Source organism: Luteibacter sp. TLI7-4A (assembly GCF_056754745.1).
The window spans coordinates 499,755-514,814 of sequence record NZ_JBPGWO010000001.1; the positions used below are offsets into that span (position 1 = coordinate 499,755).

The following is a 15,060-nucleotide window of genomic DNA, read 5'->3' on the forward strand; positions in this document are numbered from 1 at the left end:
TACGCAGGCGGGTAGGCATCCACTGCGGGCGGCGACGAGGCCGTCAAGGCGGCGCGCGAACGCATCCTCAACGATGCCATCAAGAACGGCGCTGATCCGGTGGCCTTGGCCGCCGCTTTGTCCACGCCGGGAGTGGATGAGAATCTGAATGGTTTGGCGGTGGTGGAGGCGGCCTCCTACCGCATGTTCGACGGTGCATCGTTCAACGACCTGTCTGACGCGCAGAAAGCCCAGGTCATGGAGAAGGTGGCCGGTTCCGTGACCGTCGGGCCCATCACGACCACGGCTACGGGTGCGATCGCGGATTCTGGCTCCGCGCCTCCGCCGAACACGGCTTCGAATGCAATCCAGGGAAGCATCCGGCAATCCGCTGGCGTGGCATTGACTGGGCTCGTTTCGAACGGAGAAATGGGCGTCGAGAAGGTGGTCAATTGGATTGGTCCAGAGAATGCGGAAGCCCTGGGGTATGCGGTAGCCGTTGCCACGGCGGGTCCTGCGAAGTTTGGTATCGGGCTTGCTTTGGACAAGTCAGGTATCACCGGTCAGATTCAAGCCGTAAAACAGGAGTACCTGATCGATCCGACCGCTCAATGGATCGGCACGTATGGTTTCGATGCACAAACTCCTGAGCAGCTGGGCCTTGTGCATCCTGCTTCGAACACCATCGCGTCTGTTGCTGTAGACGCGGGTCTTGCGATTGTTGGCGGCGCGATTCGTGACACGGCGAAATCGATCGTCGAGCAGTCGAACGGATTCTCAGATAAAATACAATCTGCCGACCATGCAATCGATTCGGAGTCCGTCGCGAGCGCGGTTGCGTCGAATACCAGTGTCTGGAATCTCTCACCAATTGCCCGTGGCAACAAGATTGAGGCCGAGCTTGCAAAGACGGAATACAGTGCTTCAAACGGGTGGTATCAAGTTGGCGCTGAGAAGAATGGCTACTTTCCATTAGTAGACTTCCAGCAAGGGAATACTCTCGTTAGCTTGAAGACAATTGATACAGCTGGCGCCGGATGGAAAGGAAGGATGGAGAGTACGATAGATGATTTGAGCCATAGCGGTGCGACTGTTTCGGGTCAGCCCGCCAAGATGGTGCTCGACATCAGGGTTCCTTCTGGGAGCGCGCAGTCTGCCGAGTCGCTAATCCAATACGGTAAGTCACTTGGGGTGACTGTTCTAGTGCGGGAGTACCCGTGATGGCGGTAAGGTCTGAAAGACTCGACATTATTTTTGAGCTTGATTCCTTGGCCGGAGGCGAGGCGGCTCGGCTATGTTTTGATGTACTTAACCTTTGTTCGCTGCAAGTGAAGCTTTACGATGAGCTAATGAGTGCAGACGCTGCGCTAGATTCGCTCGTTAAGAGCAGGAGAGCGTCTTTCTCCATCGAGACGGACTTCATCTCTATTCGTTTCGCAACTGTCACAGCGTATCGGCATCAGTTGCTCTCGATACGGAAGCAGTCGGCAGTTACATTATCGGACTGGGAGAATGTGCTGCAGCCATTTCTTCAGCACGAGGGCTTTACGCAGGCATGCATTCTCGATCAAGAGTACACGTTCTGGCAGAATGCGGCCGATCCGCTTGAGTACCAGGCGGCGGGCAGAAGTTATAGCGGCCTTCCCATGATTTCGAATGGGTTGCCCTATCCGTTGGAGCAGTCGGTCATCGATACGTCTCGTAATCCCGGACGTCGCGAAATCAAGATCGGGTATGTCGAAGTGGTGGGTTACGCAATGTGGTTCGGTTCCGTCTTCTGGGATCGCGTAGGTCACCATCGCCTGGAAAGATTGCTTGATTCCGGTCGATACAGGTTGGAGGAGCTGTCCCGCGGTATCGTCCGCGTTGTGGTTTCCCAGAAGCCATTCGTCGATGAATCGAATAGAGATGTGCAAGATGATGTTCGAAGCATCTTGTTCGGCTGAGCCGAAAGTCCATGTCGCGTTGACGAATGAGTAGGCAACTCAGGTATCACCGGTCAGATTCAAGCCGTAAAACAGGAGTACCTGATCGATCCGACCGCTCAATGGATCGGCACGTATGGCTTCGATGCGCAAACTCCCGAGCAGCTGGGCCTTGTGCATCCTGCTTCGAACACCATCGCGTCTGTTGCCGTAGACGCGGGTCTTGCGATTGTTGGCGGCGCGATTCGTGATACGGCGAAGTCGATTGTCCAACAGTCGAATGGATTCTCGGAGAAAGTGCAGGATGCTGAGGGGCGATTTCCGGCGATACACTTGGCGGCGCTCATAGGGATACGAGCAAACCTGTAAATGATGGACTTGATTCGCACCATTGTCCGGCGCAGTCTTGCTACGCAGGCTCGCTTATCAGCAGTCAAGACGGCCCAGCGATCAAAATGGACCCTGCTGATCACCGCGAAACGGCAAGCTACGGGCCGGGAGCATCGGCCAGAGCCTACAGAGAAAAGCAGCAGCAACTCCTCAACGAGGGGAAACTCGCTGAAGCTATGCAAATGGACATCGATGACATACATGCTAAGTTCGGCAGCAAGTACGACGCCAATATTCAGCAGATGCTAGATTATGCTAAGTCATTGAATCCGAATGATTTCAAGAATTGAGGGCGCGTCATGAATTTCGAATTCACCCAAGGGCGTCTCATTGGTTTTCATGCGGGCCAGACACGCAGTGAGATTGCAGATTTGTTTGGAGAAAAGCCTTATCAGTTCATGAAGTCACCCTTTAGTGCTAGCCCCACCGATGTGTACAACAATAGGTCGATCCACGTTCATTTCGACAAAGATGACATTATTGAGGGCATCGAAATTTCGCGGCCTAACGTCTTTCTTTGTTTCGGCAGAAACGTGCTCGGCGAGATAGCGCGAGAGGTTGCGGATTGGATTCGGTTGGAGGACTCATCGTTCGTCGAAGATGTTCTAGGCTACTCCATCGCGAATGGCCGATTGGTTCTCTATGTGCCTGAAAAAGGCGATCATCCCGACGTGTTAATCAAGACCGTTTACGTTAGTTATGAGGACGGTCGCGTGTAGATATTTGCACGACCGACTCGTGTCGTTCCGACGCGATTGCTGAAGCCAAGAAGCAGTCAGTCCAGAACGACGTGGTGCTTGCGATCGTTTGTAACGCTGGAGGATCTTCGGCCTGTTACCAAGGGCTTGGTGCGCTGGAATCGTACACTGACAGTCCAGTTGTTCCGCGCGAGATGCATGGAGATCAGACGACCGATCATCATCTCGAGCAATCCGGGTACTTTGGCAATATCGGGTTCCTCGGCGGCGTCGCAGCTTCGGTCTATGCGAGTCTTCCGCAAGACGGTGAGACTGGCGCTTACCTGTCTGGTGCGGGAGCAAAGTACGGTAATTCTCTCCTGCCATTCGTAGGAAATGATGAGGGGCCGAATCCAACCAATCCGTTCATTCCGAAGCAGCTCGGTGGCGCGTCCCCGCAGTATACGGATGGGATGTCCGCAGCGGCCGCGCAGGGGACTTGGGTCGGAGACCTTCTAGGAAAAACCACCTGGCTTCTCGCTGGAAATGAAGGCAAGGTGCCGGCGACAACCACCGTTGTTGAAGCTGAAGCCGGCAGTTGGCCAAATGTACCAACACTGGGGTCGTCTCCACAAAGTGGCGCGAACCCGCTCGCGGTTTACGGGCAGAACACCTCTAAAATGGTCCACCTGTTCGAAAATCCGGCCCACAGTTTGGAGCCGATCGTTGCAAAATTTGGAAGTCCAGAGCAGGCTCTTGAGGCTGTGCATGAGGCTGCTCAGCAATTCGTTGGCAAACCCGGAGCAATTGTCACCACCTGGATGGATGTTGGCGGTACACCTGTTTGGGTGCGAGGGACGACTGTGGACGGCGTCTTTCGTATCGGAACGTTGTCTGGTGATGTCAATAACTCGAAGTATCCTTATCCGTGAGAAGAGTGATGGACACTATTTCAGCCTTTGAGTGCCGCGTTATTCGGCTCGCGTTACGGGGTGACGAAGATTGGATTCGGCAGCTCAGAGAGCAGATTCCGTACCTTTCGGTACTACGACGCGATGTCTTCGCTGGTGGAGTTACAACTCATCTTGCGTGTGACGAAAGGGCTATTCCGGTTGTTGTTCCGCGGGGAGGAAACGGTCTCCCAGTAAGTAGCTATCCTCCAACTGTCAATGCGATTCGCGAGTTACCTGTGCCAGCGCTGGCAAGTTTCGTCGTATGGGTTGGAAAGGACGGAAGGATAGTCGAACTTGAGGCACTGTCGTTGACAGACGATCTGTGGCCGGCACAAGCGGAAGAAGGCTTTCACTCATTCCAGGATGACCAAGGCAATCCGCTTAATGTGGCCGAGATTCTCGCAGAATAAGATAGTTCCTACGATGGGGAGATTTATCTTTGTCTCAAATCGCAACTGGACCCGGCGACAAACAAGCTTGTGATCCGCGAGGGGCATGCCGCTGCGGAACTTGAGAACACCTTCGGCAGCACCTTGATGCGCTAGAACAGTCCAGACGGCCCTGGAAGCAAAGCGCCGGATTTTGTCTTCACCTCAGGTCCATACGAGGGTAAGGCCGTTGACTTCTTGTGGACTGATTCCAGTAAGGCATCACAAATCAATCGGTCCTTCTCAAACAATCTAGACCAAAATGAGAGTCAGCTGATCTTACCTGATAGAAGCGTAGCTCACCTTCCTAAAGGTTTCTCGAGGGGCGCCGATAGAGCTGTCGGACGATCTCTGGCTCGAGGTGTCACGGGTGACTTGGCAACTCGTATATCTGAGTGGCGACTACTCGAGTGGGTATCCTGCGGGCGATACCGTCCGGTCGAGTGCGGGGTGTGAAGGTGGGATGGCGGCATGCTAAAGGTCTATACCGAGTGAATGCGGAAGATCCATTTGATATTTTCTCAGATATGTCCGAGACATCTCTGGGAAGAGTTGTCTCGGCACGTGCTGTGCTCGTCATACGCGATGCACGAGCAATTCTTGTTCCCACTCTCGAATCCTTCGGCGTAGGCGACACAGCTCACGCCGTGGAAGTTTACTGCCCAGGACTTGAAAAGCTCCTCGACTCGAAGGTCGGTGGCTGGGTGGGTGGCCCGGCGCGATACTCCGACGTGGTTGAGGTCACGGGTGTTTTGGCCAAAGCGACTACCCGCGCGAGTGCGCTATCGCTATCCGGCCTGAGCCGGATGGTGCTGGAGCGGGACGGCGAGGCGTACGCGATCATTTGAGGGCTTTTCTTGTGCGTACTCATTGGGGGCGTGTGGGCATGGGGGAGAAGAAGATCCTGATGGATGACACGATGAAGCGACAGTTTGACGAGGATTCCCTCGGACCTGCGTACATGGGTAGACAGGATGCGTTGCGGCTCGGGTCACCTCTGAGAGGGCCCAGGTACAAATGACTAAAAACTGTTACTTCTTTTCGGATGGCGACCTTCCTTCCGGCTTCGCCATTCCCGCGGAATTCCGTGCCTTTGTTTTGGCGGATGAGAGGCCCGATGTCGGATCCTGGTGGTTCCTTTGCGACTACCCGCTACACGCGGATTTCTGGATAGCTACACTCCGGGAGCAGTATCCAGAGCGACAGCTTGTGCCGTTTGCAAAGATGGAGGACACGGATGACGTTGCTTGCTTTGATGGCACCGACCTTTCTGAGTCCCCAAAGATCGTTTATGTCCACGCGTTCGCCTCGCCAGGTTGGGAAGTGAGGGGCTACGCTCCGGACTTTTCTGCCTGGTTGGTGGAGTCTATGGTTCAGTGAAAGCAGGGGCGCCGCGCAGATCCCCCTAAAGCTTTCCCCCACCAAGCCGATAAGACCATCGAACGACCCCTCGGGCGATGCGCGCCAAGGGTCCCAACGGTACGGACGATGGCGAAGAAATCCTCCAAAGACACGCCCCGCGCCCCGCTCACGCTGGATGCGGACCTGCGCATCGGCAGCGCCCCGGCCTTGCGCGAGACGCTGCTGGCCACCCTGTCGGCGGGACAGGCGGTCGAGATCGACGCGGCCGCCGTGGCCCAGACGGACACCGCCGCCCTCCAGGTACTCGCGGCCTTCTCGCGCGATGCTCGTGCCGCGGGCGTCCCCGTCGCCTGGACCGGGGTCAGCGACACCCTCCGCCGTGGCGTGTCCACGCTCGGCCTCGATGCTTTGATTGAACTGCCGGCTCAAGCCGGCGTGAACTGAAGGTGCTCCCATGGCAAAGATTCTCGCGGTAGACGATTCGGCTTCCATGCGCAGCATGGTCGCCTTCACCCTGCGTGGCGCCGGCCACGATGTCGAAGAGGCCGACAACGGCCAGGCGGCGCTCGATTCGGCGGGTAACCACAAGTTCGACCTGATCCTCGCCGACGTGAACATGCCGGTGATGGACGGCATCACGATGGTTCGCGAGATCCGCACGCGTCCGGGTTACAGCGGCGTGCCGATCCTCATGCTGACCACCGAATCCAATCCCGAGAAGAAGATGGAAGGCAAGGCCGCCGGTGCCACCGGCTGGCTGGTGAAGCCGTTCGATCCCGACCAGCTGCTGGCCACCGTGGCCCGCGTGCTCGGTTAATCCGCTCCAAGACGTTCCGGCAATCCAGGGTCCACCCATGTCCAAAGTCGATCTGGCGCAATTCCACAAGGCGTTCCACGAAGAGAGCCTCGACGGTCTCGACGCCATGGAGCAGGCCCTCCTCGCGCTGGACGAGGGCGCCGACGATCCGGAACTGATCAACGTCGTGTTCCGCGCCGCGCATTCGATCAAGGGCGGTGCGGCGACGTTCGGCTTCACCGATGTGGCCGCCTTCACCCACGTGGCGGAAAACCTGATGGACGAGGTCCGCAGTGGCCGCCGTCCGATGGAAAAGGCCGTGGTGGAACTGCTGCTCCGCTCGGGCGACACCGTTCGCGACATGCTGGCGCTGTCGATGGCGGGCCAGCCGGCGGCCACCGCCGAGAGCCAGGCCTTGCTGGCCGAATTGTCGGCCATGGTGTCCGGTGGCTCCGCCGCACCGGCGTCCGTGAAGGCCGCCGCACCGGCGGAAGCGATCGAAGGCTGGGATATCGCCTTCCGCCCGTTCGATTACCTGCTGAAGACCGGCAATGACCCGGCGCGCATGTTCCGCGAACTCGCCACCCTGGGGCCGCTGAGCGTCGAATGCGACGCCAGCAAGCTTCCCCCGCTGGCCGACATGGACGCGTCATCGTCCTACCTCGGCTGGACGCTCCGCCTCGATGCCGGTGCCAAGCGCACGGCCGTCGAGGGCGTATTCGACTGGGTGGACGGCGACTGCGACCTCACGCTGACGCCGCGCATCGCCGCGCCGGCACCGGTCGTCGCCGCACCGGCCGCGGCCGCGCCGCCACGCGCCGTGCGCGAGCCGGCCGCCAACAGCGAATCCAGCTCGGTCCGCGTCGGCATCGAGAAGATCGACACCCTGATCAATCTCGTCGGCGAGCTGGTCATCACGCAGTCGATGCTGAGCCAGTTCCACGACGGCGTGGATGCATCGCAGCTGGAAATGCTCCGCCATGGCCTCGCCCAGCTCGGGCGCCATACGCGCGAGTTGCAGGAAAGCGTCATGAGCATCCGCATGCTGCCGATCAGCACGGTGTTCAACCGCTTCCCGCGTCTGGTCCGCGATCTGGCGCAGAAGCTCGACAAGAAGGTCGTGCTCGATCTCCGTGGCGAGACCACCGAACTGGACAAGACCGTGCTGGAGAAGATCGGCGATCCGCTGGTCCACCTGGTGCGGAACGCCATCGATCACGGCCTGGAAGTGCCTTCGAAGCGCCTCGCCTCGGGCAAGGGCGACACCGGCACGCTGCGCATGGAGGCCTTCCATCGCGGCGGCTCCATCGTGGTGGAAGTGGCTGACGACGGTGCGGGCCTGAACCGCGACGCCATCGTGGCCAAGGCCATCCAGCGCGGCATCATCACCTCGGGCGAGGGCATGTCCGACGACGCCGTGGCCGACCTGATCTTCGAGGCGGGCTTCTCCACCGCCGCCGCCACCACCGACCTTTCCGGCCGTGGCGTGGGCATGGACGTGGTCCGCCGCAACGTCATGGATCTCGGCGGTACCGTCGGCATCCGCAGCGTGCAGGGCAGTGGCACCACGTTCACGATCACCTTGCCGCTCACCCTCGCGATCATCGACGGCCTCACCGCCGTGGTGGGCGAGGAGACCTATATCGTGCCGCTGGTTTCGATCGTCGAATCTGTGCAAGTGAAGCCGGATGCCGTCCGTAGCGTGGCCGGTGGTGGCGAACTGTTCCGTTTTCGCGAGCACTGGCTGCCGATCGTCCGCCTGTTCGACGTCTTCGGTTGCGCGGGGCGCCGGCGCCCTCTGGACGAAGGCATCGTCATCGTGGTGGAAGGCGAGGGCACGCGTATCGGCCTGTTCGTCGACGAGTTGATCGGGCAGCAGCAGGCGGTGGTGAAGTCGTTGGAGGCCAATTACCGCCGGGTGGCCGGGATTTCCGGTGCGACCATCCTGGCCGACGGCTCGGTCGCCTTGATCGCGGATGTGACGGGGCTGGTTCGCATGCAGGGGCGGCGCAAGGCTGCCTGAGTCGCTGTGCTGGCTGCTTGAGGTGGGAGCCGGCCTTGTGGGAGCCGACTTTGTCGGCGATGGGTGCTTGCCTCAACCTGGCCCGCTGCCGCGGGATCGCCGACAAAGTCGGCTCCCACCAGAGCCAAGGTTTCTTCCAGAGCAAGGTTCCCACCAGAACGAGGCTTCCTGCGGGAGTCGGCTCGCCCCTTGGGCGCCTGCCGGTGGCTTGGGTTCTTGGCCAAATCCGGCGTACTTCGCCCTCAAGTCCCCGCGGCCGCGGCCGATACCCTGGGGAAGGGGTCCCGAACCGCCGATCCGATCCGCCGTGGGAACGACATGAACCAGCAAGCCAGCTACGCCACCGCTACCGATGCGTCCGACGAGGCCGCGCAGTACCTCACCGTCAACCTCGGCAGCGAGGAATACGGCGTCGATATCCTCGCCGTTCGCGAGATCCGTGGCTGGACACCTGTCACGCGCATTCCGCAGGCGCCGTCCTATGTGCTGGGCGTGCTCAACCTGCGTGGCGCGATCGTCCCCGTGCTGGACCTGCGCCTGCGCTTCGGCCTGGCCTCCGAGGAATACACCGCCACCACCGTCTGCGTGATCGTGATGGTCGCCGGGCGCCAGTTCGGCGTCGTGGTCGACGCGGTCTCCGATGTGATCGACGTGCTGCCGGCCGCGGTCCGTCCGGTCCCCGACATGGGCACCACGGTGGACACCGAATACCTCAAGGGCCTGACTTCCGTCGGCGAGCGCATGGTGCTGCTGCTCGACGTGGACCGCCTGTTGCAACCGCAAGACGCCCAGATGCTCGAGGTCGCCCTGGCCTCGCCGGAAGTGAAAGCCGTCGCCTGAGCCTACGAACGCGCCGGCGGCCACGAGCCAGCCGGCATGTGATGCCCGGTTTGCCTTTGCCGCACTTTGCCGATTGGAATCGTGATGAAGAAGTTCAAGTTCAAAGTTCCCGCCCTGACCGTCCGCGGTCGTCTCTACGGCGTACTCGGTTTGCTCACGCTCATGCTCCTGGGCGGCGCGGCCGTCGGCCTGGGCGCGATGCACTTCCAGAACGAAGGCATGCGCCAGATCTACCAGGAGGAACTGGTTCCTTCGGAGATGCTGACCCGCATCAACACGAACTCGCTGATGTCCTTCATCGTGCTGGGCGAGGCCGCGGCGAAGGTCGGCAATCCCGACCAGGTGAAGCAGAAAGTCGCCGAGTTCCAGAAGTACCAGGCCGACATGAATACCACCAAGGTGGAGTTCCTGAAGGTTCCGATGTCCGCCGACGTCAAGAAGCTCTACGACAAGTGGCAGGCAACGAACGCGGACTACGACCAGGCGAAGGCGGACATGGTCGATGCGCTTAACCAGGGGGACCAGGGCGCTTCCGACGTGCTCGAACTCCAGGTGCGCCCCTTGTTGATGGACCGCCAGAACCAGCTGACCAAGCTGGTCGAAGCCAAGCGCGACGAAGCGGCAGCCATCTACGCCAGGGAGAGCGCACAGTACAAGACGGTCCGCGCAGTCAGCATCGCGTCGCTGGCCATCGGCCTGTTCGTCTGCCTGCTGATCGCCGTGCTGGTGATCCGCTCGATCATCCGCACCCTGGCACAGACGGTGGACGTCGCGCACCAGATCGCGGAAGGCAAGCTGGGCCACGACATCCAGGTCACCCGCAACGACGAACTCGGCCAGCTGCAGGCCGCGTTCCGCGCGATGGACGAGCGCCTCAGCGCCATCGTCTCGGAAGTGCGCCACGGGTCCGGTTCGGTCAGCACCGCCGCGCAGCAGATCTCGCGCGGCAACGACGACCTCTCGCAGCGCACCCAGGAGCAGGCCTCCAGCCTGGAGGAAACCGCTTCGTCGATGGAGGAGATGACCTCCACGGTGAAGCAGAACGCCGAGAACGCCAGCCACGCCAACCAGCTGGCCCGTGGCGCGCGCGAGCAGGCCGAGCGCGGTGGCGAGGTCGTCGCGCAGACGGTCGTCGCCATGCGCGAGATCAACAGTTCGAGCAAGAAAATTTCCGACATCGTCAGCCTGATCGACGAGATCGCCTTCCAGACCAACCTGCTGGCACTCAATGCCGCCGTGGAAGCGGCGCGTGCGGGCGAGCAGGGGCGTGGCTTCGCCGTCGTGGCGACCGAGGTGCGCAACCTCGCCGGCCGCTCGGCCAACGCCGCCAAGGAGATCAAGGGCCTCATCAACGACAGCGCGAGCAAGGTCAAGACCGGTTCCGAACTGGTCGACCAGTCGGGCAAGGCCCTGGCCGAGATCGTCGAGAGCGTGAAGAAGGTGACCGACATCGTCGCCGAGATCGCCGCCGCCAGCTCCGAGCAGTCCGCCGGCATCGATCAGGTGAACCACGCCGTGCTGCAGATGGACGAGATGACCCAGCAGAACGCCGCGCTGGTCGAGGAATCGGCCGCCGCCGCGCGTGCCATGCACGAGCAGGCCACCGAGCTCAGCCGTCAGGTCGCCTTCTTCCAGATCGCCGGCCAGGCCTCCGCCAAGGCGGCGGGCAAGGGCGTCCGCAAGGACGTGGCCAAGGAAGAGATGGAAACCGTGTTCGCCGCCGTGCGCAGCGCGCCGGCCCCGCGTGCGCCGCGCCCGGCGGAGTCCGCCGACGCCGGTGCGTGGAAGGAGTTCTGATCGATGAGCGCGCTCGTCAACAACGGCGATGCCGTCGGGCTGGCGAGCGCGACGGGGCCCAGCCTCGGCGAAGCCGAATTCACCTTTCTTCGTGAGTTCGTGCTGCAGCACTGCGGTATCTCGCTCGGCGAACATAAGCGCCAACTGGTCCAGGGACGCTTGCTCCGTCGTCTTCGCGCGCTGGGTCTCTCCGGCTTCGCCGGTTACTGCGACCTGCTGCGCCGCGATCCCGCGTCCGAACTCGGCGAACTGGCCAGCTGCATCAGCACGAACGTCACCTCGTTCTTCCGCGAGATGCACCACTACGACATGCTCGTGGACGAGCTACTGCCACGCTGGCTTGAAGAAAAGCGTGGCGGCGGCCGCCTGCGCATCTGGTCCGCGGGTTGTTCCACGGGCGAAGAGCCCTATGCCATCGCGATGGTGCTCGCCGAGGCGCTCGAACGCACCGGTGCCAACGTGGATGCGAAGATCCTCGCCACCGACCTGTCGCCGCAGGCCCTCGAGGCCGCGCGCAAGGGCATGTACGCGATCGACCGCCTCGGCGGCGTCAGCGACGCCCGGCGCAAGCGTTGGTTCCTGCGTGGCGAAGGTGCCTACGACGGCTATGCACTGGTGCATCCGCGCCTGCGCGAACTGGTCGCCATCCAGCCCTTGAACCTGCTGCACGAGTGGCCGATGCAGGGCAAGTTCGACGCGATCTTCTGCCGCAACGTCGTCATCTACTTCGACAAGCCGACGAAGCAGCGCCTGTTTTCCCGTTATGCCGGCATGCTGGAAAGCCGCGGCTACCTGTTCCTCGGTCACTCGGAATCCATGTACGGACTGTCCGAGGACTTCGACCTGATCGGCCGGACGGTCTACCGGAAGCGTACATGAGCGACACGTTCGTCGTACAACCACGAACCTTCGTAGGTTTCGACCCGAAGAGCGTGCTACCGGGCTTCGAGCACGTGCGCCGGTTCTGGGACCCTGCGCAGGAAGTGGTCACGGTGAAGATCCTGCCGGGCGAGTATTACGTCAGCACGCAGGAAGAAATGATTTCCACGGTGCTGGGTTCCTGCGTGTCGGCGTGCGTGCGCGACGTGCGGCGCCGTATCGGCGGCATGAACCATTTCATGCTGCCCGAGCCGGCGGGTGAGCGCGACAGCTGGAGTTCCACGGTCGGCCGCGCCGCGCGCTACGGCAACGACGCCATGGAACAGCTGATCAACGCCATCCTCAAGGCGGGCGGAAAACGCGACGACCTCGAAGTGAAGATTTTCGGCGGTGGCCGCGTGCTGGCCACCATGACCGACATCGGCCAGCGCAACATCGCGTTCGTGCAGCGCTATATCGCCACGGAGAAATTGAAGCTGTGCGCGGCCGATGTGGGCGACATCTACCCGCGCCAGGTGCAGTTCTTCCCGGTGAGCGGCAAGGTCCGCGTGCGCCAGTTGCGCGCCACCCACGACCACAGCCTGGCCGATCGCGAGAGACGATACCTCAAGCGATTGGCCGACGATCCGATAAAGGGAGAGGTGGAGTTGTTCTGACGCATGTCGTCGGGGGCCTCGCCTCATCATCGTTCCACCACCGAGTTGCAAGTGCCCATGCAGAAAGTACGCGTTCTCATCGTCGACGATTCGGCCCTGGTGCGTAAGGTGCTGTCGACCATGCTCGAGTCCGACCCGGGCATCGAGGTGGTCGGCACCGCCGCGGACCCGCTGATCGCCCGCGACAAGATCAAGCAACTCAATCCCGACGTGCTCACGCTCGACGTCGAGATGCCACGCATGGACGGCCTGACCTTCCTCGAGAACCTGATGCGTCTTCGGCCGATGCCGGTGGTGATGGTGTCGACGCTGACCGAGCGAGGTGCCGACGTCACGCTTCGCGCGCTGGAGCTGGGAGCGGTGGACTTCTTCACCAAGCCCGCCGCCGACCTGGCCAACACTTTCATGGAGCATGCGCCCGAGATCTGCGCCAAGGTGCGACTCGCCGCCGGCGCGAAGCCGCGCGAGCGCACCGCGGTGGCCAGGCTGGACGTCGCACCGCGATTCTCCGCCGACGCGGTGTTGCCGCGCACGCAGACGGCGGGCAGCCGCGGCGGCACGCGGATCATCGCCATCGGCGCGTCCACCGGCGGCACGGAAGCCATTCGTGTCGTGCTCGAAGCCATGCCGCCCACGGCACCGCCCATCGTCATCACCCAGCACATCCCGGCGGCTTTCAGCGGCCCGTTCGCCGCACGCATGGATTCCTGCTCCGCGATGCGCGTGTGCGAGGCACGCGATGGCCAGCCCATCCAGCCGGGTCATGCGTACATCGCTCCCGGCAGCCAGCACCTGCTGGTGATGTGGGATGGCGCGCGCCACGTTTGTCGCCTGCACGACGGTCCGCCCGTGAACCGGCACAAGCCGGCCGTCGACGTGCTGTTTCGCTCCATGGCGGCCAGTGTCGGCGCCGCCACCATCGGCTGCCTGCTTACCGGCATGGGCGACGACGGTGCGCGCGGTCTTGGCGAACTCAAGGAAATCGGCGCGCCGACCCTGGTCCAGGACGAAGCCAGTTCCGTGGTCTGGGGCATGCCCGGCGCCGCGTGGAAGGCGGGTGCCGCCAGTGAGATATTGCCGCTAGACGCCATCGCCGCGCGCCTGCTCGCGCTTGCCCATACCCCCGTGCCCGCCGCCGCCCGCGTCGGCACCTGAACAACGAGACGTCATCATGTTGATCCCGAAGAACGAACACTCCGTCGGCTTCACCGCCAGCGCGATCGCGCTGGTACTGGTCCTGGTGTTCCATTCGGCCTGGGTCGCCCCGGTCGTGGTGGCCCTCCTGACCGCGACCTGGATCGCGATCAGCTTGCGTTCCGCCCCGGTGCCCGAAGTGGAAGTGGTACTGAGCAGCCACGCCAGCGACGAGGCGTCGGTGCGCGAAGCGATGGAAGACGTCCGTAGCGCCATCGTCGACGAACTCGGCCATGCCAGCCGCGAACTCAACCAGGCGCTCGACCTGCTGCGCGACGCCGTCGCCGAACTGGGCGGCGGTTTCAACGGCCTTTCTCACAAGACCGGCAAGCAGCAGAAACTGCTCAGCGAAATCATCGAGGGCGGTGGCAAGGGCATCTCGGTGCAGGACTTCGCCGACCGTACGGCTGGCCTGCTTGAGCACTTCGTGGGCCTGATCGTCCAGCTGTCGCGCGAGAGCCTGCGCATCGTCTACCGCATCGACGGCATGGCGAAGGAGATGGACGCCGTGTTCGCGCTGCTGAAGAACGTCAACACGATCGCGGAAGAGACCAACCTGCTGGCGCTGAACGCGGCGATCGAGGCTGCGCGCGCCGGTGAGTCCGGCCGCGGTTTCGCGGTGGTGGCGGGCGAAATCCGCAACCTCGCCCAGCACAGCAACCAGTTCAACGAGAAGATCGGCACGCACGTGGAGCGTTCGCGCACCGCGATGGAACAGCTGCGTGAGCTCGTCGGCAACATGGCGTCGCAGGACATGAACGTGGCGCTGTCCGCCAAGGGCGGCATCGACGAGATGATGGCGACCATCACCGAGTCCAACGCCCGCACCAGTGCGGCGGCTGACGAGGCCGCCACGATCAACCGTGGCCTGGGCAACGACGTCTCCACGACGATCCGCTCCCTGCAGTTCGAGGACATCCTCAGCCAGTTGCTGCACCAGACCCGTTCGCGCCTGGTCGAGCTCCAGGAAATCACCGCCGACTGCACCCGCGACATCGAGGAACTGGCTTGCGCGCCCGCCGACGCCAGCGAGCTCGGCACCCGCGCCCAGCGCGTCCGTTCCCGCCTGGCCGAGCAGCGTGAGCGTGCCCGCCTGCGCTCGCGCGGTCCCGCCCTCCAGCAGTCCATGGCTGCCGGCGACATCGATCTGTTCTGAGGAAA

15 protein-coding genes and 1 pseudogene are annotated in these 15,060 nt (G+C 62.1%); all 16 read left to right on the top strand.

Going from position 1 to position 15,060, the window contains the following annotated elements:
- The first annotated feature begins 99 nt into the window (after positions 1 to 99).
- Positions 100 to 1,200: a hypothetical protein gene (locus ACR9Y6_RS02205; RefSeq protein ID WP_481279794.1), complete on the top strand. Its 1,101-nt coding sequence runs from the start codon at positions 100 to 102 to the stop codon at positions 1,198 to 1,200.
- Positions 1,197 to 1,925 carry a hypothetical protein gene (locus tag ACR9Y6_RS02210; protein WP_481279795.1) on the top strand — a complete coding sequence of 243 codons (729 nt, stop codon included), beginning with the start codon at positions 1,197 to 1,199 and terminating at the stop codon, positions 1,923 to 1,925. Before ACR9Y6_RS02205 ends, ACR9Y6_RS02210 begins: the two co-directional genes overlap by 4 nt.
- Before the next feature lie 434 nt (positions 1,926 to 2,359).
- Complete coding sequence (locus ACR9Y6_RS02215) at positions 2,360 to 2,584, top strand: hypothetical protein (RefSeq protein WP_481279796.1); 225 nt, start codon at positions 2,360 to 2,362, stop codon at positions 2,582 to 2,584.
- Between the two features lie 9 nt (positions 2,585 to 2,593).
- The gene (locus tag ACR9Y6_RS02220; protein WP_481279797.1) at positions 2,594 to 3,013 is read left to right on the top strand and encodes a hypothetical protein; all 420 of its coding nucleotides are present in this window, start codon (positions 2,594 to 2,596) and stop codon (positions 3,011 to 3,013) included.
- Between the two features lie 74 nt (positions 3,014 to 3,087).
- A complete protein-coding gene (locus ACR9Y6_RS02225) occupies positions 3,088 to 3,903 on the top strand; it encodes a hypothetical protein (protein WP_481279798.1) in 816 nt (271 codons plus the stop codon).
- 593 nt (positions 3,904 to 4,496) lie between these two features.
- A pseudogene (locus ACR9Y6_RS02230) lies at positions 4,497 to 4,808 on the top strand (hypothetical protein); the annotation flags it as partial.
- A 35-nt stretch (positions 4,809 to 4,843) separates the two neighbouring features.
- Positions 4,844 to 5,200, top strand: coding sequence for a hypothetical protein (locus tag ACR9Y6_RS02235; RefSeq protein WP_481279799.1), 357 nt, complete (start codon positions 4,844 to 4,846; stop codon positions 5,198 to 5,200).
- Positions 5,201 to 5,840: 640 nt separating this feature from the next.
- Complete coding sequence (locus ACR9Y6_RS02240; RefSeq protein ID WP_481279800.1) at positions 5,841 to 6,158, top strand: STAS domain-containing protein; 318 nt, start codon at positions 5,841 to 5,843, stop codon at positions 6,156 to 6,158.
- A 10-nt stretch (positions 6,159 to 6,168) separates the two neighbouring features.
- Positions 6,169 to 6,531 (top strand): response regulator, encoded by a 363-nt coding sequence (locus ACR9Y6_RS02245; RefSeq protein WP_306850379.1) that lies wholly within the window; start codon positions 6,169 to 6,171, stop codon positions 6,529 to 6,531.
- Between the two features lie 37 nt (positions 6,532 to 6,568).
- The gene (locus tag ACR9Y6_RS02250; RefSeq protein WP_481279801.1) at positions 6,569 to 8,533 is read left to right on the top strand and encodes a chemotaxis protein CheA; all 1,965 of its coding nucleotides are present in this window, start codon (positions 6,569 to 6,571) and stop codon (positions 8,531 to 8,533) included.
- A gap of 318 nt (positions 8,534 to 8,851) precedes the next feature.
- On the top strand, positions 8,852 to 9,373 hold the full coding sequence (locus ACR9Y6_RS02255; RefSeq protein WP_371025104.1) for a chemotaxis protein CheW: 522 nt from the start codon (positions 8,852 to 8,854) through the stop codon (positions 9,371 to 9,373).
- Positions 9,374 to 9,457: 84 nt separating this feature from the next.
- Positions 9,458 to 11,170 (top strand): methyl-accepting chemotaxis protein, encoded by a 1,713-nt coding sequence (locus tag ACR9Y6_RS02260; RefSeq protein WP_481279802.1) that lies wholly within the window; start codon positions 9,458 to 9,460, stop codon positions 11,168 to 11,170.
- A 3-nt stretch (positions 11,171 to 11,173) separates the two neighbouring features.
- Positions 11,174 to 12,049: a CheR family methyltransferase gene (locus ACR9Y6_RS02265; RefSeq protein ID WP_481279803.1), complete on the top strand. Its 876-nt coding sequence runs from the start codon at positions 11,174 to 11,176 to the stop codon at positions 12,047 to 12,049.
- Complete coding sequence (cheD, locus tag ACR9Y6_RS02270) at positions 12,046 to 12,705, top strand: chemoreceptor glutamine deamidase CheD (RefSeq protein ID WP_481279804.1); 660 nt, start codon at positions 12,046 to 12,048, stop codon at positions 12,703 to 12,705. Before ACR9Y6_RS02265 ends, cheD begins: the two co-directional genes overlap by 4 nt.
- Before the next feature lie 57 nt (positions 12,706 to 12,762).
- On the top strand, positions 12,763 to 13,860 hold the full coding sequence (locus ACR9Y6_RS02275; protein ID WP_481279805.1) for a protein-glutamate methylesterase/protein-glutamine glutaminase: 1,098 nt from the start codon (positions 12,763 to 12,765) through the stop codon (positions 13,858 to 13,860).
- A 16-nt stretch (positions 13,861 to 13,876) separates the two neighbouring features.
- Entirely contained in the window at positions 13,877 to 15,055 is a 1,179-nt protein-coding gene (locus ACR9Y6_RS02280; RefSeq protein ID WP_481279806.1) for a methyl-accepting chemotaxis protein, read from the top strand.
- Positions 15,056 to 15,060: the final 5 nt, after the last annotated feature.

Coding starts and splice junctions, on each gene's coding strand:
- ACR9Y6_RS02215 (WP_481279796.1), top strand. CDS start 2,360: ATGGACCCTGCTGATCACCGCGAAACGGCAAGCTACGGGCCGGGAGCA.
- ACR9Y6_RS02220 (WP_481279797.1), top strand. CDS start 2,594: ATGAATTTCGAATTCACCCAAGGGCGTCTCATTGGTTTTCATGCGGGC.
- ACR9Y6_RS02240 (WP_481279800.1), top strand. CDS start 5,841: ATGGCGAAGAAATCCTCCAAAGACACGCCCCGCGCCCCGCTCACGCTG.
- ACR9Y6_RS02245 (WP_306850379.1), top strand. CDS start 6,169: ATGGCAAAGATTCTCGCGGTAGACGATTCGGCTTCCATGCGCAGCATG.
- ACR9Y6_RS02250 (WP_481279801.1), top strand. CDS start 6,569: ATGTCCAAAGTCGATCTGGCGCAATTCCACAAGGCGTTCCACGAAGAG.
- ACR9Y6_RS02255 (WP_371025104.1), top strand. CDS start 8,852: ATGAACCAGCAAGCCAGCTACGCCACCGCTACCGATGCGTCCGACGAG.
- ACR9Y6_RS02260 (WP_481279802.1), top strand. CDS start 9,458: ATGAAGAAGTTCAAGTTCAAAGTTCCCGCCCTGACCGTCCGCGGTCGT.
- ACR9Y6_RS02265 (WP_481279803.1), top strand. CDS start 11,174: ATGAGCGCGCTCGTCAACAACGGCGATGCCGTCGGGCTGGCGAGCGCG.
- cheD (WP_481279804.1), top strand. CDS start 12,046: ATGAGCGACACGTTCGTCGTACAACCACGAACCTTCGTAGGTTTCGAC.
- ACR9Y6_RS02275 (WP_481279805.1), top strand. CDS start 12,763: ATGCAGAAAGTACGCGTTCTCATCGTCGACGATTCGGCCCTGGTGCGT.
- ACR9Y6_RS02280 (WP_481279806.1), top strand. CDS start 13,877: ATGTTGATCCCGAAGAACGAACACTCCGTCGGCTTCACCGCCAGCGCG.